The organism is Pseudomonas sp. CP-1 (assembly GCF_021213715.1).
Classification (GTDB): Bacteria; Pseudomonadota; Gammaproteobacteria; order Pseudomonadales; family Pseudomonadaceae; genus Pseudomonas; species Pseudomonas aeruginosa.
The window spans coordinates 224,918-248,174 of sequence record NZ_JAJQKY010000009.1; the positions used below are offsets into that span (position 1 = coordinate 224,918).

At 68.0% G+C, this 23,257-nt stretch carries 24 protein-coding genes; 20 read left to right on the plus strand and 4 right to left on the minus strand.

Translation table 11 applies throughout. From position 1 onward, the window contains the following. Positions 1-45 precede the first annotated feature (45 nt). From LT948_RS19415 to LT948_RS19480, 14 genes are all read left to right on the plus strand, one after another. Positions 46-1,161: a serine hydrolase domain-containing protein gene (locus LT948_RS19415; protein WP_033991151.1), complete on the plus strand. Its 1,116-nt coding sequence runs from the start codon at positions 46-48 to the stop codon at positions 1,159-1,161. After that, positions 1,158-1,493, plus strand: coding sequence for a hypothetical protein (locus LT948_RS19420; RefSeq protein WP_003093963.1), 336 nt, complete (start codon positions 1,158-1,160; stop codon positions 1,491-1,493). Before LT948_RS19415 ends, LT948_RS19420 begins: the two co-directional genes overlap by 4 nt. Before the next feature lie 60 nt (positions 1,494-1,553). Further along, complete coding sequence (locus tag LT948_RS19425) at positions 1,554-2,144, plus strand: YceI family protein (protein WP_003093959.1); 591 nt, start codon at positions 1,554-1,556, stop codon at positions 2,142-2,144. Between the two features lie 164 nt (positions 2,145-2,308). Then, positions 2,309-3,529, plus strand: coding sequence for a M20 aminoacylase family protein (locus LT948_RS19430; RefSeq protein ID WP_003101134.1), 1,221 nt, complete (start codon positions 2,309-2,311; stop codon positions 3,527-3,529). Between the two features lie 37 nt (positions 3,530-3,566). Beyond that, positions 3,567-4,886 (plus strand): citrate-proton symporter, encoded by a 1,320-nt coding sequence (locus tag LT948_RS19435; RefSeq protein ID WP_003141238.1) that lies wholly within the window; start codon positions 3,567-3,569, stop codon positions 4,884-4,886. Further along, a complete protein-coding gene (locus tag LT948_RS19440; protein ID WP_033991152.1) occupies positions 4,887-6,371 on the plus strand; it encodes an amidase in 1,485 nt (494 codons plus the stop codon). It abuts the gene before it with no gap. A gap of 99 nt (positions 6,372-6,470) precedes the next feature. Further along, the gene (locus tag LT948_RS19445; RefSeq protein ID WP_003093951.1) at positions 6,471-7,241 is read left to right on the plus strand and encodes an IclR family transcriptional regulator; all 771 of its coding nucleotides are present in this window, start codon (positions 6,471-6,473) and stop codon (positions 7,239-7,241) included. 64 nt (positions 7,242-7,305) lie between these two features. Further along, positions 7,306-7,878, plus strand: coding sequence for a YceI family protein (locus tag LT948_RS19450; protein WP_003093949.1), 573 nt, complete (start codon positions 7,306-7,308; stop codon positions 7,876-7,878). Between the two features lie 74 nt (positions 7,879-7,952). After that, on the plus strand, positions 7,953-9,032 hold the full coding sequence (locus LT948_RS19455) for a phospholipase D-like domain-containing protein (RefSeq protein ID WP_003120863.1): 1,080 nt from the start codon (positions 7,953-7,955) through the stop codon (positions 9,030-9,032). Between the two features lie 99 nt (positions 9,033-9,131). Further along, positions 9,132-10,412, plus strand: a complete 1,281-nt coding sequence (locus LT948_RS19460) for an acyltransferase family protein (RefSeq protein WP_023092837.1) — start codon at positions 9,132-9,134, stop codon at positions 10,410-10,412. Between the two features lie 93 nt (positions 10,413-10,505). Further along, a complete protein-coding gene (locus tag LT948_RS19465) occupies positions 10,506-11,117 on the plus strand; it encodes a DUF2846 domain-containing protein (protein ID WP_023092836.1) in 612 nt (203 codons plus the stop codon). Positions 11,118-11,220: 103 nt separating this feature from the next. After that, positions 11,221-11,805: a DJ-1/PfpI family protein gene (locus LT948_RS19470; RefSeq protein WP_019485779.1), complete on the plus strand. Its 585-nt coding sequence runs from the start codon at positions 11,221-11,223 to the stop codon at positions 11,803-11,805. Positions 11,806-11,825: 20 nt separating this feature from the next. Then, positions 11,826-12,134, plus strand: coding sequence for a ribbon-helix-helix domain-containing protein (locus LT948_RS19475; protein ID WP_003093942.1), 309 nt, complete (start codon positions 11,826-11,828; stop codon positions 12,132-12,134). Between the two features lie 83 nt (positions 12,135-12,217). After that, on the plus strand, positions 12,218-13,525 hold the full coding sequence (locus LT948_RS19480) for an Nramp family divalent metal transporter (RefSeq protein ID WP_073651059.1): 1,308 nt from the start codon (positions 12,218-12,220) through the stop codon (positions 13,523-13,525). A 96-nt stretch (positions 13,526-13,621) separates the two neighbouring features. Here LT948_RS19480 and LT948_RS19485 read toward each other — a convergent pair whose 3' ends face one another. Beyond that, on the minus strand, positions 13,622-15,145 hold the full coding sequence (locus tag LT948_RS19485; protein WP_003093938.1) for a fumarate hydratase: 1,524 nt from the start codon (positions 15,143-15,145) through the stop codon (positions 13,622-13,624). Positions 15,146-15,422: 277 nt separating this feature from the next. Here LT948_RS19485 and LT948_RS19490 point away from each other — a divergent pair, with 277 nt between their 5' ends. The 3 genes from LT948_RS19490 to LT948_RS19500 all read left to right on the plus strand — a co-directional run bounded on the left by LT948_RS19490 (position 15,423) and on the right by LT948_RS19500 (position 18,308). Then, entirely contained in the window at positions 15,423-16,550 is a 1,128-nt protein-coding gene (locus LT948_RS19490; protein WP_003093937.1) for a GGDEF domain-containing protein, read from the plus strand. Further along, positions 16,543-17,469, plus strand: coding sequence for an iron-sulfur-binding ferredoxin reductase (locus LT948_RS19495; protein ID WP_033991153.1), 927 nt, complete (start codon positions 16,543-16,545; stop codon positions 17,467-17,469). Before LT948_RS19490 ends, LT948_RS19495 begins: the two co-directional genes overlap by 8 nt. A 65-nt stretch (positions 17,470-17,534) precedes the next feature. Further along, entirely contained in the window at positions 17,535-18,308 is a 774-nt protein-coding gene (locus LT948_RS19500) for an enoyl-CoA hydratase (RefSeq protein WP_003110043.1), read from the plus strand. A gap of 189 nt (positions 18,309-18,497) precedes the next feature. On the opposite strand, the gene pyk is transcribed toward LT948_RS19500, so the two are convergent. The 3 genes from pyk to LT948_RS19515 form a co-directional block, all read right to left on the minus strand. Further along, the gene (gene pyk / locus LT948_RS19505; protein WP_003093930.1) at positions 18,498-19,949 is read right to left on the minus strand and encodes a pyruvate kinase; all 1,452 of its coding nucleotides are present in this window, start codon (positions 19,947-19,949) and stop codon (positions 18,498-18,500) included. 82 nt (positions 19,950-20,031) lie between these two features. Next, positions 20,032-20,946, minus strand: coding sequence for a universal stress protein (locus LT948_RS19510; protein WP_003093926.1), 915 nt, complete (start codon positions 20,944-20,946; stop codon positions 20,032-20,034). An 84-nt stretch (positions 20,947-21,030) separates the two neighbouring features. Further along, positions 21,031-21,837, minus strand: coding sequence for a tetratricopeptide repeat protein (locus tag LT948_RS19515; RefSeq protein WP_003093924.1), 807 nt, complete (start codon positions 21,835-21,837; stop codon positions 21,031-21,033). A gap of 93 nt (positions 21,838-21,930) precedes the next feature. On the opposite strand from LT948_RS19515, the gene LT948_RS19520 reads away from it, so the two are divergent. The 3 genes from LT948_RS19520 (at position 21,931) to LT948_RS19530 (ending at position 23,257) form a co-directional block, all read left to right on the plus strand. Beyond that, complete coding sequence (locus LT948_RS19520; protein ID WP_003141224.1) at positions 21,931-22,314, plus strand: tetratricopeptide repeat protein; 384 nt, start codon at positions 21,931-21,933, stop codon at positions 22,312-22,314. 100 nt (positions 22,315-22,414) lie between these two features. Then, positions 22,415-22,837 carry a DUF4124 domain-containing protein gene (locus tag LT948_RS19525; protein WP_003093901.1) on the plus strand — a complete coding sequence of 141 codons (423 nt, stop codon included), beginning with the start codon at positions 22,415-22,417 and terminating at the stop codon, positions 22,835-22,837. A 60-nt stretch (positions 22,838-22,897) separates the two neighbouring features. After that, on the plus strand, positions 22,898-23,257 hold the full coding sequence (locus tag LT948_RS19530; RefSeq protein ID WP_003093898.1) for a PilZ domain-containing protein: 360 nt from the start codon (positions 22,898-22,900) through the stop codon (positions 23,255-23,257).

Genomic DNA, 23,257 nt, shown 5'->3' on the forward strand with positions numbered 1-23,257 from the left:
GACGCCATGCTAGGGTTGCCCCTCGACCGTCGAGAGGGCCCGCCGATGCCCGCTTTGCCGTTGTCCCGCCGCGCCCTCGCCGCGCTGGCTCTGGTATTCGCCCTCCCTGCCCTGGCCGAAGACTGGCCCGACACCGACTGGCCCCGTGCCCAACAGCCCGCGGGGCCGGCGCTGGAGGCATTCGAGCGCTATGTCTTCGGCCGTCGCGACGATGTTCGTCGCAAAGGCATCCGCACCGACGCGGTAGTGGTGATCCGCGACGGTCGCCTGCTCTATGAGCGCTACGCCGGCCCGAGCCGTGCCGAGACCCCGCACCTTACCTGGTCGGTGAGCAAGAGCCTGCTCGCCACGCTGCTTGGCGTCGCCGAGGGCGAAGGGCGCTTCCAGCTCGACGACCCGGTGGCGCGCTACTACCCGCCGTTCGCCCGTCATCCCCAGGTGACGTTACGCCACCTGCTGAACTGGTCTTCCGGGCTGGACTGGCAGGAGGACTACGAGTTCGCGCCATTGAAATCCTCCGTGGTGGCGATGCTTTACACCCGTGGGCGTGACGACATGGCCGGCTTCGTCGCCGAGACCCCGCAGGCCCGGCCGCCGGGCCGGCGTTTCCGCTACTCCAGCGGCGACAGCAACGTGCTGGCGGCGGCCCTCCACGGCATGCTCGGCGCGGACTATGCCGAGTACCCCTGGCGCGCGCTGTTCGAGCCGCTGGGCATCCGTTCGGCGGTATGGGAGCGAGACGCCGCCGGCACGTTCGTCGGCTCGTCGTACGTCTACATGAGCGCCCGCGACCTGGCGCGCGTCGGCCTGCTGATGCAGCGCCACGGGCGCTGGCGCGAGCGGCAACTGCTGCCGCTGGCATGGGTCGAGTTCAACCTGACGCCCTTCGCCCGCTACCGGCCGAGCGCGGAAGAGGAGGGCGAGGCGGTGCCGGGCGGCCAGTGGTGGTTGAACCGTGCGGTGAAAGGCGCGCGGGCGCCCTGGCCGGACGTCGCCGAGACCGCCTTCGCCGCGCTCGGCCACTGGGGCCAGGCGCTCTACGTGCTGCCCGAGGAGAAGCTGGTGATCGTGCGCTACGCCGACGACCGCGACGGGCGTTTCCGTCACAACGAATTCCTGCGCCTGGCGCAGGCGGCGTTCGTCGGGGAGGCGCGGCCATGATCCGTCGCCATCCCTTGCTCTTCCTGTTCGTCCTGGGGCTGCTCGCCGCCCTCGCGTGGGCCTGGCAGAACCGCATCCACCTGGCGGCCTTTCCCGCCATCATCGGCGCCTACACGGCCAAGGAGTACTGCTCCTGCCGCTACGTGATGGGGAACTCCGCGGACTATTGCCGGGCCTATACCCAACAGTACGTGCCGATCAGCGGCTTCTTCGACGACGAAGCCCGCCGCCGGGTGACCGCCCGCGGCCTCGGCAGTACGCAGACGGCCGCCTGGCTGGGCCCGCGCGAGGGATGCCGGCTCATGCCCGAGGCGGACAGGCTGCCGGACTGACCGGCGGCGCATGTCGGGGCGCGGGGCGAGGGACGGCGCCGGCCCGAAGCCGGAGGTGGAATGCCTGTTGTATTGTGTGTCCTGTTGTTGCTCCTCAGCCCGCTGCTGTCGGCGGCGGAATGGCAACTGGAGCCGGATTACTCGCGGATCAGCTTCGTTTCCGTGAAACGCGCGAAGATGGCCGAGGTGCAGCGCTTCGACCGTCTCAGCGGCCAGATCGACAAGCAGGGCGTCGCGCGCATCGTGGTGCCGCTGGGCACCCTGGACAGCGGCCTGGCCCTGCGCGACGAGCGAATGAAGGACAACTTCTTCGAAACCTCGCGCTTCCCCGAGGCCACCGTGGAGAGCCGCCTGGACATGGCCGGCTTCGACGACCTGCGGGTCGGTCAGTCGCGGGTCGAGAAGCTCGACTTCACCCTCGACCTGCACGGCCAGCAGCGCCGCCTGAAGGCCGACGTGCTGGTCACCCGCCAGGGCGAAGGGCTGGTCCAGGTGGCGACCCTGGAGCCGGTGCTGCTGAAGCTGCTCGACTTCGACCTGGAAGAGAAGCTCAAGCCCTTGAAGGACATGGCCAATATTCCCTCGATCACTCCCGAGGTACCGGTGTTCGCCGTGCTGAACTTCCGCGAAGTGCCGCCGGAACAGTTCTGACGCGCCGGCGCAGGGCGGCGCGGGCCTTGGGTTCCACCCAGTGGAACCGCCTTCCGTTGTCCTTCGCCGCGCGCCGCGCTTAGCTGTGACCACGCCCGGCCGGCCTTGCGTCCGGGCCTCCCGCCAACAAGACCGGAGCGCAATCCGGCCAGAGGAGAGACGGCATGGCTCGACATCGACACATCGTGGCCTGGCTCGAGGAGGTCGCCGACGACCTGCGTAGCCTGCGCCAGGACATCCACGCCCATCCCGAACTGGGCTTCGAGGAGCGACGCACCGCCGCGCTGGTCGCCGAGTGCCTGCGCGGCTGGGGCTACGAAGTGCACGAAGGGATCGGCCGCACCGGCGTGGTCGGCGTCCTCCGCCAGGGCGACGGTACGCGGCGGCTCGGCCTGCGGGCGGACATGGATGCGCTGCCGATCGTCGAGGCCACGGGGCTCGGCTACAGCAGCTGCCACGGCGGGCGCATGCACGCCTGCGGCCACGACGGACACACCGCGATGCTGCTCGGCGCGGCACGCTACCTGGCGGCGACGCGGCGTTTCGACGGCACCCTGGTACTGATTTTCCAGCCCGCCGAGGAAGGCCAGGGCGGCGCCGAGGCGATGCTAGCCGACGGGCTGCTGGAGCGCTTTCCCTGCGATGCGCTGTTCGGCATGCACAACATGCCGGGACTGGAGGCCGGGCACCTGGGCTTCCGCGCGGGACCGATGATGGCTTCCCAGGACCTGCTGAGCGTCACCCTGGAGGGCGTCGGTGGCCACGGTTCGATGCCGCACTTGAGCGTCGATCCGCTGCTCGCCGCGTCGAGCGCGGTGATGGCCCTGCAGAGCGTGGTGGCGCGCAACGTCGATCCGCAGAAGGCCGCGGTGGTCACGGTCGGTGCATTGCAGGCCGGCGAGGCGGCCAACGTCATACCCCAGCGCGCCGTGCTGCGCCTGAGCCTGCGGGCGCTCGACGGCCAGGTGCGCGAGCAGGTGCTGCAGCGGGTTCGCCAGATCATCGAGTTGCAGGCCGCCAGCTATGGGTGCCAGGCCAGCATCGAGCACTACCCGGCCTATCCGGTGCTGGTCAACAGCGTCGAGGAAACCGAGTTCGCCCGCCAGGTCGGGGTCGAGCTGGCCGGCGCGGAGCAGGTCGACGGCGACACGCCGAAGCTGATGGGCAGCGAGGACTTCGCCTGGATGCTACAGCGCTGCCCCGGCAGCTACCTGTTCATCGGCAACGGCAGAGGACGGCCGATGGTGCACAACCCGGCCTATGACTTCAACGACGACATCCTGGTCCGGGGCGCGGCCTATTGGGGCGCGCTCGCCGAGACCTGGCTGGCCGCCCCCGCGGCGTCCGGCCTTCGACTGACTGCCGCCAATAACGGCGCGGCCTGAGTCGCGCCGGCATTCCCCCGGTTACCAGGAGATTCCCATGCACGCTTGCCCGAGCGGTACCTCGCGTACCCGCCAGGTGGCGGCTGCCGTGATCGGCAACGCCCTGGAGTGGTACGACTTCATCGTCTACGGCTTCCTTTCCAGCCTGATCGCCAGGCTGTTCTTCCCTTCCGGCGACGAGTACACCTCGCTGTTGATGGCCCTGGCCACCTTCGGTGTCGGTTTCTTCATGCGTCCGGTCGGTGGGGTCCTGCTCGGCCTGTATGCCGACCGCAGGGGACGCAAGGCGGCGATGCAACTGATCATCCTGCTGATGACGCTGTCCATCGCGATGATCGCCTTCGCCCCGACCTACGCGGCGATCGGCGTCGGCGCACCGTTGCTGATCGTGATCGCGCGAATGCTGCAGGGTTTCGCCACCGGCGGCGAGTACGCCAGCGCCACGGCTTTCCTGGTGGAAAGCGCGCCACCGCACCGGCGCGGTCTCTACGGTTCCTGGCAATTGTTCGGCCAGTGCCTGGCGGTGTTCGCCGGTGCGGGGATGGGCGCGCTGGTCACCCATTGCCTGGACGCCGAGGCCCTGGAGAGCTGGGGCTGGCGGGTGCCGTTCCTGTTCGGTCTGCTGATCGGTCCGGTGGGATTGTGGATCCGCCGCTACATGGGCGAGACCGAGGCCTTCCTCGAAGCCATCCGGGAGCCCGGCGAGCGCCAGGGGCTGCTCGGCGTGCTGCGCGAATACCGGCGCAGCGTGCTGGTGAGCATGGGCCTGACGGTGATCGGCACGGTGTCCTTCTACGTGGTGCTGGTGAATATGCCGACCTTCGCCCACAAGCAGTTGGGCCTGCCGCTGGACGAGGTGTTCATGGTGCAGATGGCTGCGGTGGCGCTGATGACCCTGGTAATCCCGTTGGCTGGGGGACTCTCCGACCGGGTCGGGCGGCGCCCGGTGCTGTTGGTCGCGACCCTGGCCTTCATGTTCATGGTCTATCCGCTGTTCGCTTGGGTCGCCGCGGCGCCGAGCCTGGGGCGCCTGCTGCTGATGCAACTGTTGCTGTGCACGGCGATCGGCGGCTTCTTCGGCCCGGCGCCGACCGCGGTGGCCGAGCAGTTTCCGGTGCGGGTGCGTTCCACCGGCCTGGCGGTGGCGTATAACCTGGCGGTGATGCTGTTCGGCGGTTTCGCTCCGTTCATCGTCACCTGGCTCACCGAGGTCGGCGGCTCGCCAGTGGCGCCGGCGTTCTACGTGCTCGGCGCGGCCTTCCTCGGGCTGCTCGCCACCCTCTATCTGCGGGAGGGCGCGACGCCCGCCCCGCGCCCCCGTGAACCGGCCCTGGGCAAGCCGGCAAGGAGTCTGTGAATGAGCGCCACCCGCCATCGAAGCGACGGCCACGAGGAAATCGTCGCGCTTGACGCGCTGCCGCTGTCCGCGGCGATCCGCCGACGCGAACTATCCTGCCGCGAGGTCATGCAGGCCTACCTGGCGCAGATCGAACGGTTCAACCCGCGGGTCAACGCCATCGTCTCGCTGCAGGCGGAAAGCCGTCTGCTCGCCCAGGCCGACGAGCGCGACCGGCAACTGGCGCGCGGCGAACGGCTGGGCTGGATGCACGGCATGCCGCAGGCGATCAAGGACCTCGCCGCCACCTCCGGCATTCCTACCACCCTGGGTTCGCCGCTGTTCGCCGGGCAGGTGCCGGAGCACGACGCAATCGTCGTCGAGCGGGTGAAGAGCAGCGGTGCGATCGTCATCGGCAAGACCAACGTACCGGAGTTCGGGCTCGGCTCGCAGACCTACAACCCGCTGTTCGGCACCACCCGCAATGCCTACGATCCGGCGCGGATCGCCGGCGGCAGCAGCGGTGGGGCGGCGGTGGCGCTGGCGCTGCGCATGCTGCCGGTGGCCGACGGCAGCGACATGATGGGTTCGCTGCGCAACCCCGCCGCCTACAACAACGTCTACGGCTTCCGCCCGTCCCAGGGACGGGTGCCGCACGGCCCGCAAGCGGAACTGTTCGTTCAGCAACTGGCCACCGAAGGCCCGATGGGGCGCAGCGTGGCCGACCTGGCCCGGCTGCTGGCCACCCAGGCCGGCTACGATCCGCGCTGTCCGCTGTCGTTGCGCGACGATCCGCGCAGGTTCGCCGACGACCTCGGGCGCGACTTCCGCGGAGCCCGGCTCGGCTGGCTCGGCGACTACGCCGGCTACCTGCCGATGGAGGAGGGCGTGCTGGAGCTTTGCGAAGCCGCGCTGGGCGATTTCGCCGAGCTGGGCTGCGACGTCGAGGCGTGCCTGCCGGACTATCCCCTGGAGCGCCTGTGGCGCACCTGGCTGGTCCATCGCCAGTGGCTGGTGCAGGGCTCGCTTGGCGAGCTTTACGCCGATCCCGCACGGCGCGTCCGACTCAAGCCGGAGGCGCAGTGGGAAGTGGAGTCCGGGCTCGGCCTCGGCGCCGCCGAGGTCTATCGCGCCTCGCTGGATCGCAGCGACTGGTATCGGGCGCTGGCGCGTCTGTTCGAACGTTACGATTTCCTCTTGCTGCCCAGCGCCCAGGTGTTTCCTTTCGATGCAGAAACGGCGTGGCCGCGGCAGGTCGCCGGGCGGCCGATGGACACCTATCACCGCTGGATGGAGGTGGTGATCGGCCCGACCCTGGCCGGTTTGCCGGCGATCAGCGTACCTATCGGCTTCGGCGCGGCGGGCCTGCCGATGGGATTGCAGATCATCGGCCCGGCGCAGGCCGACCTGGCGGTGCTGCAACTGGCCCATGCCCACGAGGGCCTGACCCGTTGGGTCAGCCGCCGTCCGCCGGCGATGCTCGAGGCTCCAGGGGGAATCGACTAGGCCGCGGAGCAATGCTGCCGTATTCGCAGATTCTTCCTACATGACCTGGGCCTGCATCTTGCTTTGCCATAACGGTCTGTCGACGGTGGAGGTGTCGTCATGCCGGAAAGAGAAGAGGCGGGAACCGTGCGTTCGGTGGAGCGGGCGCTGGCGATCCTCGATCTGCTGGGCCAGCACCAGGCGCTGGGGCTCGAGGAACTGCATTACCTGACTGAGCTGCCCAAGGCCACGGTGTCGCGGCTGCTGCATACCCTGCTGGAGCAGGGCTGGCTGTACCGCGGCTTGACCGACCGGCGCTACCGGCTGCGTTCCACCCGCCTCTACGGTGACGCCGCCGAGCGCTTCCGCTGCCAGGTGGTGGAGCGTTCCGCGCCGCTGCTGGTGGAGTTGAGCGAGCGCACCGGGCTGGTCGCCGATTTGTCGATTCTCGACGGCGACCGCCTGCTGGTGGCGGAAAGCTCGGTGCCCGGCGTCCTGCGCAAGCGCTACCCGGCCAACCGGCTGGTGGTCGGCCAGCACGCCAGCCTGTTCCATTCGGCCATGGGCAAGGCCTGCCTGGGCGAACTGGCAGACAGCGAGGTGCGCCGCCTGGCGCGCCAGCACCAGGTAGACGAGGACCTCTGGCTGCGCACCCGCGAGCAGGCCCACGGCCAGGGCTACGGCGAGCGTACCGAGGGACACTGGGAGTATCCGGTGCGCCTGCCGTTCCTGATCCGCGCGGTGGCCTTGCCGGTACGCGCCCAGGGTCGCCTGCTCGGCAGCGTGGCGCTGCACTGGCCGCGCGACCAGGATTGCGTCGAACGGGTGCGCCGCCGGCATCTGGGAACCCTGGCCGATACCGTCAGTCAGTTGCAGCACGCGCTCGACTGACGCGGGAGTTTGCCTGCTCCCAGGCGGCCGGTTTAAGGTGGCGCCGGACGCAAAGGGAACCCTCATGCACAAGTTGATCTGCCTCGGCCTGGCCCTCCTGGCCTTGCCGGTCCAGGCCGCCTGGTACCTGGACTACGAGTCGTCGCGACTCAGTTTCATCTCCACCAAGAACGCTACCCTTTCGGAAGTCGGCCGCTTCCTGGTCATGCACGGCAAGGTCGACGACAAGGGGCAGGCGCGCCTGCGCGTCGAGCTGGACTCGGTGAGCACCGACATCCCGCTGCGCGACGAACGCATCCGCGAGCATCTGTTCGAGACCAAGCGCTTCGCCGAGGCGGAGATCACCGCCCAGCTCGACCTGGCGCCGATCGTCGAGCTGGCCGACGGCGTGCAACTGGAAATGCGCCAGCCGGTGACCGTCAGCCTGCACGGCAAGCGCAAGAGCTACGCCAGCGACCTGTTGGTGACCCGCCTGGACGAGCATCGCTTCCAGGTGGTGACCCTGTCGCCGCTGGTGCTGGACGCCGCCGACTTCGACCTCGCCCCCGGCATCGAGACCCTGCGCAAGCTGGCCGGCGCCGGCAGCATCGGGCTCTCGGTGCCGGTCGGCGCCGTGCTGATCTTCACTTCGCGGTGAGCGGCCCGGTCTTTCCCTGGCGCAGCGACAACCGCTTCGCCCTGCTCAATGACGGCGTGCGGTTCTTCCCGCGCATGCTGCTGGCCATCGAGGCGGCGCAGCGGAGCATCGAGCTGGAGCTGTACCTGGTGGAAGACGGGCATTGCGCCGAACTGTTTCTCGTCGCCCTGCTGGATGCCCGCCGCCGGGGCGTCGCCGTGCGCTGCCTGTTCGACGGCTTCGGCTGCCTAGGCCTGGGCAGCGCCTGGATCCAGCGCCTGCGCGAGGCCGGCGGCGAACTGCGGCTGTACAACCCGCTGCGCTGGAAGCTGACTGGCGGCAATCTCTACCGCGACCATCGCAAGCTGCTGCTGGTGGACGGGCGCCTCGGTTATGTCGGCGGCGCCGGGATCACCGACGAATTCTGGGAACCGGTCAGCGACGTCAGCGCCTGGCGCGAGGTGATGGTCGAGATGGACGGCCCGGTGGTGGCGGACTGGGCGGCGCTGTTCGAGCGGCAATGGCTGGCCTGTCTCGAAGAGAAAGCCTGGAAGCCCCGCGAGGGCATGACCCTTACCCGCCTTCCGCCGCAGCCGGGGGCGGCCCGTGGGTTGGGCCGGGTGGCCTACGCCGACGCCCGCCAGCACCGCGACATCCTGCAATCGCTGGTCCGCGCGCTGAACGGCTCGCGCCGACGGATCTGGCTGGCGACGCCGTACTTCCTGCCGACCTGGAAGGTTCGCCGGGCCCTGCGCAAGGCCGCCCAGCGCGGCGTGGAGGTGCGCCTGCTGCTGGCCGGGCGGCTCACCGACCACGCCCCGGTGCGCTATGCCGGGCAGCGCTACTACCCGCGCCTGCTGCGCGCCGGCGTGCGCATCCACGAATACCAGCCGCGCTTCCTGCACCTGAAGATGGTCATGGTCGACGATTGGGTGAGCGTCGGCTCCTGCAACTTCGATCATTGGAATCTACGCTTCAACCTCGACGCCAATCTCGAGGCCCTCGACCCGGACTTCACCAATGAGGCGGCGGCGAGCCTGCTGGCGGACTTCGCCGACAGCCGCGAGGTGACCCTGGCGATGTGGCGCGCGCGACCCCTGTGGATGCGCCTGCACCAGCGCCTGTGGGGTTGGCTGGACCGGGTAGTGGTGAATTTCCTCGACCGCCGGCGCTAGGGCGCGGCCGTTCGTAGCCGCTGGCCGGCCCGGTGAAACTTGCCGGGGAGCTTGCGGGTCTACCCCGGACCGCCCATTACAATGACAAAGGAGAGATGCGTGGCAACGCCCGACTCCAAGGAACGTTTCATCGGACTGGAATGGTTGCGCTTCCTGCTCGGCCTGTACGTGGTGGTGTACCACACCCTGCATACCTATCCGAAAGAGCAGAAGTTTCCCGGTCTCGACGAACTGACCAGCCTGGGGTTCTTCGCCACCAGTACCTTCTTCGTGCTTTCCGGCTTCCTCCTGGCCCATGTCTACGCACGCAGCGGCCGGTTGCGCGAAAGCGCCCGCAGCTTCTGGACCAAGCGACTGTCCAATCTCTATCCGCTGCACCTGTTCTCCCTGCTGCTGTCGATCCTGGTGCTGCTGGCCCTCAGCCACCTGGGAATCGGTCCCGAGCTGGACAAGGCCACCCCGCGCTTCGTCATCTACGACACCAACGAAGTGCTCGGCCGCACCCACCCGGAACTCTTCCTGCACTGGATGAGCAACACCGAACTGTTCGTCAACAGCATCCTGCAGATCCTCCTGCTGCAGGCCTGGAATCCCTATTACCTGACCTTCAACGCGCCGTTGTGGTCGCTGTCGACGCTGATGTTCTTCTACCTGGCGTTTCCCTTCGTCGCCCCGCGGCTGATGCGCAGCCGGCACAAGTGGAAGGTGCTGGCGCTGGTCTGGCTGGTCTACCTGATCCCGCCGGCGCTGGTAGTGGCCAGCGAGAGCTACGGGATCCCCTGGACCGGCCTGCTGCACCGCAATCCGTTGCTGCGCCTGCCGGAATTCCTTGGCGGCATCCTGGCCTACGGGTTGTTCCGCGGCTACCGCGACCGCGGCATGGTGCCGGGACGTGGCCTGCTGGCCGCGCTGGTGGCGCTGGTGGTGGCGGCCTTCCTGGTGGCCGACTACCTGTTCACCCAGGGCGCCAAGCATTGGTACTTCCTGCTGCACAACGGCCTGCTGCTGCCGGCCCAGTTGCTGCTGGTGTGCCTTTGCGCGCTGCCCGCCGACCCGAAGAGCGCTTTCGTCCGCCACTGGTCGCCGCGCCTGGGGGCCGCCTCGCTGTCGCTGTTCGCCCTGCATGTGCCGATGTTCACCCTGTTCTCCCGTAGCGAGCGCCTTATCGCCGTGCCGGGGCGTTGTCTCGACGACTGGCGCGCCTGCACCGAGGCGGCGGCCGCGCTGCCATCGTCGCTGCTCTACTACCCGCTGTTCCTGGTCCTGCTGGTGGCGTTCTGCGTACTGTTCCAGGAGCGCGGCGTGGTGCCGGTGCGCAAGTGGCTGGTGCGCCGGCTGATGCCGACGCCGGCGCTGGCCAAGGTGCCGCGCCCGGCCTGAGGCCGTTCTCCCGGAGAACCGGACTTTCGACGGGTGGCAGGCCCGACCCGGCTGGTTATGCTGCGCGGATAACCATAAGAAGAGGGATGGAGCATGCTGCGCAGCCTGTCGCTGGCCCTGTCGATCGTCGCGAGCCTGGTCGGCTGCAGCACGCCCGGCGCGTTCTTCGGTGCGGTGGACGGACCGGCCTTCGTCGCCCATCCGAGCGCCGATGCCAGCCACGCCACCGTCTACCTCTACCGTCCGCGGAGCCAGTGGGCGGACGAGGAACTCGAGGCGCCGGGGATCTTCCTCAACAACGAACTGATCGGCAGCCTGCCGAGCAACGGCTACCTGGCGTTCGAGTTCGAGACCGGCAGCTACAAGCTGGAAATGCGCCGGCCGCTGGCGGGCAGCTTCTGGACCCTGTTCGCCGACGGTCCGATGGATTTCACCCGCATCGCCAGCTTCATGCTCGAGGCCAGGGCCGGCTCGGTCTACTACCTGCGCTACGACGAACTCAACCCGCCACCGAAGAGCGAGAACCCGGCGGGTGAGGGCGATGGCCCGCTGCAATTGGTGGCGGCCGATCTCGGCGCTGCGGAAATCGGCGCTACCCACCAGGTCCAGGAGCCCATGCAGTTCGCCGCCAGCGGCTACCGGAAACGCGTGCAGCGCTCGTTCTGGGAAGGCGTCGGGCGGGCCCTGGACAAGATCGGCATCTGAACCCGGCACGCGTGTAGTAACCGTCTATTACCCGCGTCCCCCTGCGGATTGGCTACCTTAGGTGCATCCCCGGTATGACCGGGCCCTGCCCGAAGGAGTGCGCGTGATGGCTGCGAAGAAGATCCTGATGCTGGTCGGCGACTATGCCGAAGACTACGAAACCATGGTCCCGTTCCAGGCCCTGCAGATGGTGGGCCACCAGGTGCATGCGGTGTGTCCGGACAAGCGGGCCGGGCAAAGCGTGCGCACCGCCATCCACGATTTCGAAGGCGACCAGACCTACAGTGAGAAGCCGGGCCACAACTTCACCCTCAATGCCGACTTTGCCCAGGCCCGCGCCGAGGATTACGATGCCCTGCTGATCCCCGGCGGCCGCGCCCCCGAATACCTGCGCCTGAACGAGCAGGTGCTGGCTCTGGTGCGTGCCTTCGACGCCGCGCGCAAGCCGATCGCCGCGGTCTGCCATGGCGCCCAGCTGCTGGCCGCCGCCGGCGTCCTGCAAGGGCGGGCGTGCAGCGCCTATCCGGCCTGCGCCCCGGAGGTGCGGCTGGCCGGCGGCGAGTACGTCGACATTCCGTCGGACCAGGCCCACGTCGACGGCCACCTGGTCACTGCGCCGGCCTGGCCGGCGCATCCGGCGTGGCTGGCGCGCTTCCTTGAGGTGCTCGGCACCCGTATCAGCCACTGAGACCCAGGAGACCCCCGCGCATGTGCGAACTCTATGTGAAAGCCGACCCGATCCTCTATGAATCGCGCTCGCGTTCCTTGCGCATCCGCGGGGTGGTGACCACCCTGCGCCTGGAGAACCAGTTCTGGGACATCCTCCGGGAAATCGCCGAAGGCGAGGGCCTGAGCACCAACCAGTTGATCACCAAGCTCTACGAGGAAGTGATGGACTATCGCGGCGAGGTGCTCAACTTCGCCTCCTTCCTGCGTGTCAGTTGCACCCGCTACCTGGCGCAGCGGCGCGAGAAGGTCGCCGAGCTGAGCCTGGTCGGCCAGCGCGCCCAGGCCTGAGGGGAGGGAAGACGCGACCGGGGTGAAACGTTTAGGCTGGTCGCACTTCCTCCCCGATCCGGCGTCGCCTCGTGAAATACTCCCTGCCCACCACGGCCACCGCGCCGTTCTGTCCCTCGGCGGTCAGCCACAGCGTGGCGGTGCCGGCCGACGCCTCGCCGCTGCGCAAGCTGGCGCTGTTCGTCGGCCCCGGCCTGCTGGTCTCGGTCGGCTACATGGACCCCGGCAACTGGGCCACCGCCATCGAGGCGGGCTCGCGCTTCGGCTACGCGCTGCTGTTCGTGGTGGTGCTGGCGAGCTTTTCCGGGATGCTCCTGCAAAGCCTCTGTTCGCGCCTGGGGATCGCCACCGGCCGCGACCTCGCGCAGCTCTCCCGGGAGCGCTATCGCCCTGGCGTGGCGCGTGGCCAATGGCTGCTGGCGGAACTGTCGATCGTCGCCACCGACCTTGCCGAGGTGCTCGGCGCGGCGCTGGCCTTCCACCTGCTGCTGGGCGTCTCGATTACCACCGGGGTGGTCCTCACCGCCTTCGATACCCTGATCGTGCTGGCCCTGCAGGGCGCCAACTTCCGCCGCCTGGAGGCCATAGTGCTGGGGCTGATCGCGACCATCGGCGCGTGTTTCTTCGTCGAACTGGTGCTGATCGGCCCCTACTGGCCGGATGTCGCCGCCGGCCTGCGGCCATCCTGGGACACCCTGAGCAGCCAGGAGCCGCTGTACCTGGCGATCGGCATCCTCGGCGCGACGGTGATGCCGCACAACCTCTACCTGCATTCGTCCGTGGTGCAGACCCGGGTCAGCGGCGACGACGCGGCGAGCAAACGCTCGGCGATCCGCTTTTCCCGGCTCGACACCATCGGCTCGCTGTCCCTGGCGCTGCTGGTCAATGCGGCGATCCTGATCCTCGCCGCCGCGGCTTTCCACGGCAGCGGCCACACCGAGGTGGTGGAGATCCAGGACGCCTACCACCTGCTCGACCCGCTGGTGGGCGGCGCCCTGGCCAGCTTCCTGTTCGGCTTCGCCCTGCTGGCGGCGGGGCAAAGCTCGACCTTCACCGGCACCATTGCCGGGCAGGTGGTGATGGAGGGTTTCCTCCGGGCGAAGATTCCCTGCTGGCAGCGGCGCCTGATCACCCGCGGCCTGGCCCTGGTGCCGGCCTTGATCGGCGTGCTCTGGCTGGGCGAAGGCGCGGTAGGCAAGCTGCTGGTGCTCAGCCAGGTGGTGCTCAGCCTGCAATTGCCGTTCGCCCTGTGGCCGCTGATTCGCTTCAGCAGCGACCGGAACCTGATGGGGGAGTTCGTCAACCCGCGCTGGGTCAGCGCGCTGGCCTGGTCGTTGTTCGGCCTGATCTCGGCGGCGAACCTGACCTTGCTGTATTTCTGGTTCGGCTGAACCAAGGCGCCTGCGGCGCTGCCAGTCCAGGCTCCGGCCAGTGGCCGTACGAAAAAGCCCGGCGCGGGGCCGGGCTTTTCCAGGGACGGAGCAGGCTTACTTGACCTCGACCGCCAGGCTTTCGGCGATCTTCTTCTGCCAGACCGCCGGGCCGGTGATGTGCACCGACTCGCCGTTGGTGTCAACCGCGACGGTGACCGGCATGTCCTTCACCTCGAACTCGTAGATCGCTTCCATGCCCAGTTCGGCGAAGGCCAGCACCTTGGACTTCTTGATTGCCTGGGCGACCAGGTAGGCGGCGCCGCCGACGGCCATCAGATATACCGCCTTGTTGTCCTTGATCGCCTCGATGGCGATGGGACCGCGCTCGGACTTGCCGATCATGCCCAGCAGGCCGGTCTGTTCGAGGATCTGGCGGGTGAACTTGTCCATCCGGGTGGCGGTGGTGGGACCGGCCGGGCCGACCACCTCGTCGCCGACCGGATCGACCGGGCCGACGTAATAGATGAAGCGGCCTTTCAGGTCCACCGGCAGCGTTTCGCCCTTGTTCAGCATGTCGACCATGCGCTTGTGCGCGGCGTCGCGGCCGGTGAGCATCTTGCCGTTGAGCAGCAGGGTCTCGCCCGGTTTCCAGCTTTGCACCTCTTCCGGGGTGATCTTGTCCAGGTCGACGCGGCGCGCGGACGGGCCGGCTTCCCAGACGATCTCCGGGTAGGCGTCGAGCGACGGCGCTTCCAGTTCGGCGGGGCCGGAGCCGTCGAGCACGAAGTGGGCGTGGCGGGTCGCGGCGCAGTTGGGGATCATGCACACCGGCAGCGAGGCGGCGTGGGTCGGGTAGTCCATGATCTTGACGTCGAGCACGGTGGTCAGGCCGCCCAGACCCTGGGCACCGATGCCCAGCTGGTTGACCTTCTCGAACAGCTCCAGGCGCAGTTCCTCGATGCGGTTCTGCGGGCCGCGGGCCTTCAGTTCGTGGATGTCGATCGGGTCCATGAGGACTTCCTTCGCCATCACTGCTGCTTTCTCCGCGGTGCCGCCGATGCCGATGCCGAGCATGCCCGGCGGGCACCAGCCGGCGCCCATGGTCGGTACGGTCTTCAGCACCCAGTCGACGATCGAGTCGGACGGGTTGAGCATGGCCATCTTCGACTTGTTCTCCGAGCCGCCGCCCTTGGCCGCGACATCGACTTCGACCTTGTCGCCGGGAACGATGGAGTAGTGGATCACCGCCGGCGTGTTGTCCTTGGTGTTCTTCCGCGCGCCGGCCGGGTCGGCCAGGATCGAGGCGCGCAGGACGTTCTCCGGCAGGTTGTAGGCGCGGCGCACGCCTTCGTTGATCATATCGTCGACGCTCATGGTAGCGCCGTCCCAGCGCACGTCCATGCCGACCCGGACGAACACCGTGACGATCCCGGTGTCCTGGCAGATCGGGCGGTGGCCGGTGGCGCACATGCGCGAGTTGATCAGGATCTGCGCCATGGAGTCGCGGGCAGCCGGCGATTCTTCGCGCAGGTAGGCCTCATGCATGGCCTGGATGAAATCGACCGGGTGGTAGTAGGAGATGAACTGCAGGGCATCGGCGACGCTCTGGATCAGGTCGTCTTGCTTGATCACGGCCATGGAGCACGGTCCTCTTCAGGCGGGTAATTCGGATGCGGGGCAGGGTCACGGAGCCGGCCGCAGCCGAGGAGCGCGCCGGTCAGGCACCGGCGCAAAAAAGGCGCGACAGTATAGCCGTTCCGGCGAGACGGGCGCACGCGCCGACGATCAGACCTTGGTCGGCCAGCCGGCTGGTCGGCCGATAAATCCGCGGTCCGCTAGCTGGCAGTTCGTTCGACTAGGCAACCCGCAGGGGGCAGGGTACATTGCGGCCAGGTGCCATTACGGGACGGAGCCCATGCGCACAGACAAGCCTCCTCTGAAACAGCGTGCGCTGCAAAAGCTCTTGCTCCGCCGGTTCGGCATGGCCGCAGGCACCTACCTGCTCGGCCTGGTCCTGCTCTGGCTGGCGCTACTCAGCGGCTTCTACCGCGCAGCGCCGACCACCGCGGCAGCCAGCACCACCCTGGTGGTGGCTTGCCAACTGGCCTTCCTCTGGCTGTTCGCCAGCGGTCGCAACCTGCGTTACGCCGATCCCAGCCTGACCGAGCCGCAGGTGCTGGTGGCGATCGCCTGGCTGACCTATTTCCTCTATCACGTCGACAGCCTGCGCGGCACCTTCATGGTGTTCTACGTGCTGGCCCTGCTGTTCGGCGTGTTCCAACTGCCGCCGCGGGTCTTCGCCCGCTGTGCGGCGCTGGCGTTCATCGCTTTTTCCGGCATCTACCTGGTAGAGGCCTTGCAGCAGCGTCTCGAGCTGCCGGGCCGGGCTGCATTGCAGGTGCTCGTGATGTTCATCGTAATGGTCTGGCTGAGCCTGTTCGCCAGCTACATACAGGCGATGCGGCAACGCATGCGCCAGCGCCGCTATGCCTTGCAGGCGCACCAGGACACGCTGCGCGGCATGATGCGCCAACTGGAAGACCTGGTGGCCACCGACGAACTCACCGGGCTGTTCAACCGCCGGCATTTCATGCGCCTGGCCAGTCGGGCGCTGGAAGACCTGCTGCCGAACCGGCAGCACGGCCTGGCGCTGATCGACCTCGATCACTTCAAGCGGATCAACGACCGCCACGGCCACGCCGCCGGCGATCGGGTCCTGCAGACCTTCGCCGCGGTGGCGCGTTCCTGTCTGCGCGATGGCGACGTCCTGGCCCGTTACGGCGGCGAGGAGTTCGTCCTGCTGCTGCCCCACGCCGACGCGGAACAGCTGGAAAGCTGTTGCGAACGCCTGCGCCTGGCGTTCGAACAGGCGGAACCGGTCGGGGTCACGGTGGATACCCTGAGCCTTTCGGTGGGCATGACCCTGCTGTATGCCGACGACGATCTCGACGAGGCCTTGCAGCGGGCCGACCAGGCGCTCTACCGTGCCAAGCGTGGCGGACGAAACCGCTGCGACGCCACCTGGGAGGTCACCAGTGCCTGACATACGGGTCGGCGAGCGACGCCTTGCCGTCGCCGCCGGCAGCAACCTGCTGGATGCGCTGCTCGCCGGCGGCATCGCCGTGCCCCATAGCTGCCGCGCCGGCAGTTGCCACGCCTGCCTGGTGCATTGCCTGCAGGGCGAGGTGGAAGACACCCTCCCGGAGGCGCTCGATCCGGTACGGCGCGAAGCGGGCTGGCGGCTGGCCTGTCAGTGCCGGGTGCTCGGCGACCTCATGTTGCAGCCTTTCGATCCTGAGCGCGACGGGCTGCCGGCCAGGGTCGTCGCCTGCCACTGGCTGGGCGATGTGCTGCGCCTGCGCCTGGAGCCGGAGCGGCCCTTGCGCTATCGCGCCGGGCAGCACCTGCTGCTGTGGAGCGACGATGGCGTGGCGCGTCCCTATTCGCTGGCCAGCCTGCCTCACGAGGACCCATGGCTGGAGTTCCACATCGACTGTAGCGCTCCCGGCGCGTTCTGCGACCGCGCCCGGCGCCTGGCGCCTGGCGCGCTCCTGCGTCTGGGCGAGTTGCGCGGCGGGGCGTTGCGCTACGAGCCGGACTGGCAGGAGCGACCGCTGTTGCTGATGGCCGCCGGCACCGGGCTGGCGCCGCTCTGGGGGATACTTCGCGAAGCCTTGCGCGCGGAACACCAGGCGCCGATCCAGCTGCTGCACCTGGCGCGCGACCACTACCTGGCGAGCGAGTTGGCGGAGTTGGCCGGGCGTCATCCGCAACTGCGCGTCAACCTGGTGTCGGCGGCGCAGTTGCCCTCTGCCTTGGCCGATCTCCGCCTTGTTCCGCGGCGCAGCATGGCCTTACTCTGCGGCCAACCCGTCAGCGTCGAACGCTTCGCCCGGCATCTCTACCTGGCCGGCGTACCGCGTAGCCAGACCCTGGCGGACCTGTTCCTGCCCCACGCCTGACGCGGCGCCGGTGGCGGTGCCTTGCAGTCATTGCCGCGGCCTTGCGCCGCATCCCTGGAGTGACGATGAGCGAGCTGATTCGGGTCGAACGCGAAACAGGGCTGCTGACCCTGCGCCTGGACCGCCAGGACAAGAAGAACGCGCTGACCCGCGCGATGTACAGCCGGATGGCCGAGGCGCTGCTGGAGGCGCAGGCCGATACGGCTGTGCGGGTAGTGCTGATCACTGGCGGCGATGCCTGCTTCACCAGCGGCAACGACATCCTCGACTTCCTCGAACAACCGCCATCCCTGCGCGACAGCCCGGTCGGCCGCTTCATGAGCGCCCTGCTGGAATTCCCCAAGCCGGTGATCGCCGCGGTGAACGGACCGGCGGTGGGTATCGGCACCACCCTGCTGCTGCATTGCGATCTGGTCTTCGTTGGTCGCAACGCGCGATTGAAGATGCCGTTCGTCAACCTCGGCCTGACACCGGAGTTCGGCTCGAGCCTGATCCTGCCGCGCATGCTCGGTCATGCCAGGGCTGCGGAATTGCTGATGCTTGGCCAGGACTTCAGCGGCGAGCAGGCGGCGGCCTGGGGCCTGGCCAATGCGGCGCTGGAGGATGGCGCCACGGTGCTGGAGCACGCCCGCGATGCGGCCCGGCGCTTCCTGCACCTGGCGCCCTCGGCGGTAGTGGAGAGCAAGCGCCTGATGAAAGCGCCGTTTATCGAGGAGCTTCGCCGGGTGATCGCCGAGGAAGGCGATATCTTCAGTACCCGACTGCGCTCGCCCGAGGCGATCGAGGCGCTCAGCGCCTTCATGCACCGGCGCCAGCCGGATTTCTCCAGGTTCGCCTGAGCACACCGCTGTTGGGCCAGCGGAGCGACGATCCGTAGGGCGGATAACGCCCCAGGCGTTATTCGCCGCGATGCGGCTGAAACGGCGGATAACCGCGTAGCGGTTATTCGCCCTACACCACGTTGAGTTAGCGGAGCGCCGGTCCGTAGGGCGGATAACGCCACGGGCGTTATCCGCCGCGACGTGCGCTTATACCAGCAGGTCGCCGACGTGCAGCACCTTCATGGTGTTGGTGCCGCCCTGGGCGGTGTAGCTGTCGCCCTTGGTCAGGATCACCCAGTCGCCCTTGGTCACCACGCCGCGCTTGAGCAACTCGTCGACCGCGGCCTGGCTGACCTTCTCCGCCGGCAGCGCCGCCGGGTCGAAGGGGATGGTTTCCACGCCGCGGAACATCGCCACGCGAGCCTGGGTCTCGCGGTGCGGGGAGTAGGCGTAGATCGGTACCGACGAGCGGATGCGCGACATGATCAGCGGGGTGAAGCCGCTTTCGGTCAGGCAGATGATCGCCTTGATCCCCGGGAAGTGGTTGGCCGTGTACATCGACGCCAGGGCGATGCTCTCGTCGCAGCGGTCGAAGGTCTGGCCGAGGCGGTGGCTGGATTTCTGGCTGGTCGGGTGCTTCTCGGCGCCCTGGCAGACGCGGGCCATGGCTTTCACCGCTTCCACCGGGTACTCGCCGGCGGCGCTTTCCGCCGAGAGCATCACCGCGTCGGTGTAGTCGAGCACGGCGTTGGCCACGTCGGAGACTTCCGCGCGGGTCGGCATCGGGCTGTGGATCATCGACTCCATCATCTGGGTCGCGGTGATCACCACTTTATTGTTGCGGCGAGCGTGCAGGATGATCTTCTTCTGGATGCCGACCAGCTCGGCATCGCCGATTTCCACGCCGAGGTCGCCACGGGCCACCATCACCGCGTCGCTGGCACGAATCAGGCCGTCGAGGGCGTCGTCGTCGGCGACCGCCTCGGCGCGCTCGATCTTGGCCACCAGCCAGGCCTTGCCTCCGGCCTCGGTGAGCAGGCGGCGGGCGTATTCCATGTCCTTGGCGTCGCGCGGGAAGGAAACGGCCACGTAGTCCAGGTCCATGTCCGCGGCCAGCTTGATGTCGGCCTTGTCCTTGTCGGTCAGCGCCGGCGCGGTGAGACCGCCGCCGCGGCGGTTGATGCCCTTGTGGTCGGACAGCGGGCCGCCGATCAGCACCCGGCAGCGCAGTTCGTCGGCGGCGACTTCCTCGACCACCATCACCACCCGGCCGTCGTCCAGCAGCAGTTCATCGCCGACCCCGCAGTCCTTCACCAGGTCCGGGTAGTCGATGCCGACCACTTCCTGGGTACCGGCGTCGCGGGCGTGGCTGGTGGAGAAGCGGAACTTGTCGCCGACCTGCAATTCGATGCGCTTGTTGGCGAACTTGGCGATGCGGATCTTCGGTCCTTGCAGGTCGCCGAGCAGGGCGACGAAGCGGCCGTGCTTGGCCGCCAGTTCGCGCACCAGCCTGGCGCGGGCGCGGTGTTCATCGGGGGTGCCGTGGGAGAAGTTGAGGCGGGCGACGTCGATCCCGGCCAGGATCAGTTGCTCCAGCACTTCCGGGGAATTGCTGGCTGGGCCGAGGGTGGCGACGATTTTGGTGCGGCGAACGGACATGCAAAGGACTCCTTGGATAACGCTGGCGTGCAGGCTACCACCGGCGAGGCTCGGCGGCGACTGCGGAGTCATACTATCTGCATCAGATGTCATTTGTCGGTTTGAGCACCAGCAGGTCGCATTCCACCTCCTCCAGGACGCGTTCGGCGGTTTGCCCGATCAGCGCGTTGTCCAGGTGCCCCCGGGCGACCGCGCCCATCAGCAGCAGGTCGATGTCGTTGGCCCGGACGAAGTCGGGGATCGCCTGCTCGGCATAGCCGGCCAGCAGGTGGCGGCGCTCCGCGGCGATCTCCGGGTAGGCTGCCAGCAGGTCGTCGAAGGCCTGGCGGTGACGTTCCTCATGTTGCAGCACGAAACGCTCGTAGCCGGCGAGCATTTCCGCGTCGAACAGCAGGCTGCGCGGCATCGCCGCGTGGGTATGCAGGTAGTCGGCGCGCAGCCCCAGGCTGGCTTCGAGCTGGCGGGCGGCGGCGATCAGCCGGTGATCGAGGGCGGCCGGCTTGTCGCTGGCATGCAGCGGGTCGAGCGCCGCGCACAGGCGCTGGCCGCGCCAGGCGTCGTGATGGACCAGCCAGAGCGGCTGCGGGCAGTGGCGGATCAATTGCCAGTCGCTGTTGCCCAGTAGCAGGCGGCGCAGCAGGTTGTGCTTGCGGGTGCTCTTGAGGACCAGGTCGGGCCGGGTTTCGCCGACCCGTTGCAGGACCATCCGGTCCAGCGGCTTGCCCCACTGGGCCTCGACCTGAGTGCGGATGCCGGCCTGCTGCAGCGGCATGGAAAGCTGCTCCAGCCAGGTGACCCGTTCGTCCAGGTAAAGGTCGCGGGCACGCTGCAGCGAGTGACTGTCGAAGAACAGCCCGCCGTCCAGCGCCGGGTTGAAGTCGCACAGCAGCAACTCGACGCTGGCGCCGCTGCGTTCGGCGATCCACTGGGCACGGGTAAGGGCCGGCTGTTCGTCGCTGCTCGGGTCGACGACCACCAGCAGGTTATGCAGGTTCATGGCAACGCTCCTGGCACTGGGCGGGAATGCCATTGCAGACCAGGCGCCGCGACGGGCGCTTGATCTGGGTCAGTCCGGCGGGGATCAGCGAGGTTGCACGTTGAGCGCCTGGTCGAGGTGCCGGCTGGCCTTGTTCGACAATTCGCCTTCAGGATAGTCGAGCAACTGGCGGCGCAGGTATTCGATGGCCTTGTCGCGGTTCGGGTGCGGGTTGTCCGGCGCCAGGTACATCAGGCCGAGCTGGTAGAGGGCCTTTTCCTTTATACCGGCAGGAATCGCCGGATCGTTGACCGCCAGCAGGTAGAGCTCGGCGGCTTCGTCGACGCGATCCTTGAGCACCGCGCGGCGCGACAGCAGGGTCATGTCCGGGTCGAGGCTGGTCTTGTAGAGGTCGAGGTTCTGCTGCGGCTTCCAGGTGGCGAGCAATTCGCGGGCGCTCTTCTGCACCGGCTCCCTGGCTCGCTGGCGCATCGCCAGCAGGCGCGCCTGGGCATGCTCGGCGGCGTGGGTGCCGGGGAACTCGCGGACCACGCGCTGGAAGTAGTCGGTGGCCTTGGCGTCGTCGCGCTGGTCGTTGTAGCGGCTCATGTAGATCAGGCCGATCTGGTACAGCGAGATACCGCGCACCTCGGCGCTGTAGCGGCTATTGTCGTAGCCGGTGAGGTAGAGCTTCTCCGCCTCGGCGCTCCTGTTGTCGCGGATCGCCATGGCGCTGTAGGTCAGCAGGTCGCCTTCCTCCTCGATGGCGGCGGTCATGCGGTTGCTCTTCATCTGCTTGTATTCGGCGACTTCGCCAGTGGTCACCTGGGCGACGAACAGCGGCGTGGTCGGCGAACAGGCGGCCAGCAGCGACAACAATGGGAGCAGGACGAGACGGCGGGCGAAGCGCATGGCATCTCCTTGGCGCCAGGGCGAGAGCCACCCCAGTCTAGTCAGGCCCTTCAGTCACGCCAATACGCGCCGATACAGTTCCCAACGGAGGATATGCCTATGCGAAGCTTGATCGTTGCCTGCCTGGCGCTGAGTGCCACCGGTTGTAACAGCTGGTCGCTGAACAGCGACCTGAACGGGGCCTACCGCGCCTACGACAAAGGCGATTGCGCACAGGTGATGCTCGACCTGTCGCGGGCCGAACGGCGGATTCGCGCGCGGCCCTACCTGCAGCCGGAAATCTCGCTGCTGCGCGGCCAGTGCCTGGAACGCCAGAGCCTGTTCGTCGACGCGGCGCAGACCTACCACTTCATCATCGCCCGTTACCCCACCAGCGAATATGCCTACCGTGCCAAGGCGCGGCTGGAGACCTTGCGCCAGCTGGGCCGGCTGAATGAGACGCCGGCCTCGGCCAGCGCCGTGCCGACCCGCCTGTAGGCGGCCGGGAGACTGGACGGGCGTTCAGGCTGACCGTCGGTCGCATGGGACCCCGGTCGATCCGGTAAGCTTCGTCCTGGATTTCACGGAGGAGGTTCGCATGCGTGCCCTGTGGTTCTGTGTCGCCCTGATGCCCGTGCTGGCACAGGCGGACATCTATCGCTGGACCGATGCCCAGGGCAAGGTACACTTCTCCGCCACGCCACCGGCCGGCGCGCAACGCGTCGAAGTCAGGCCGCAGGTGGTGGAACGTGACGCCGCGACCCGCCAGCGCGAGCAGCGCACCCAGGAGTATTTCGATGCTCGTCGCGAGGAACGCACCGCCGCCGCCGAACGTGCCGGCCAGCGCCAGGCTGCGCTGGCCGAGGAATGCGGGCGCTTGCGGCAACAGTTGTCCCAGCTCGAACGCGGCGGCCGCTTCTATCGGCAGGACGCCGGCGGCGGGCCGGTTTACCTGAGCGATGCCGAGCTGGACGCCATTCGTCGCGAACTGGCCTCGCGGGAGTCCGAACGCTGCCGCTGAGCTTGTTCCCCGAGCGCCGGCATCGTCATACTGGACTGCAAATCATAGCGAAATGCCATTATGGGTCTTCAACGACATATCCAGCGCCATCAGTTGCCCAGCTACCTGAAGGTGTTCAATCGCATCACCGACAAGCCGATGGGCTACATCGGCAACGTCTCCGAGGACGGCCTGCTGCTGATCAGCCAACTGCCGATGCTGGTCGGCGCGCGTTTCGAACTGCGCCTGAAGGTTCCGGGACTGGGCGGTCGCCCGCAATGCATCGATTTTTCCGCCGACTGCCGGTGGACCTGCGAGGACGTCACGCCCGGTCATTTCGATTCCGGCTTCCACCTGCTGGCGCCGCCCGCCGAATTCCTCGAACTGGTGGAGGCGCTGCGCCGCTACTTCAGCTTCCCCCGCCAGCCGCAGTCGGTCTGA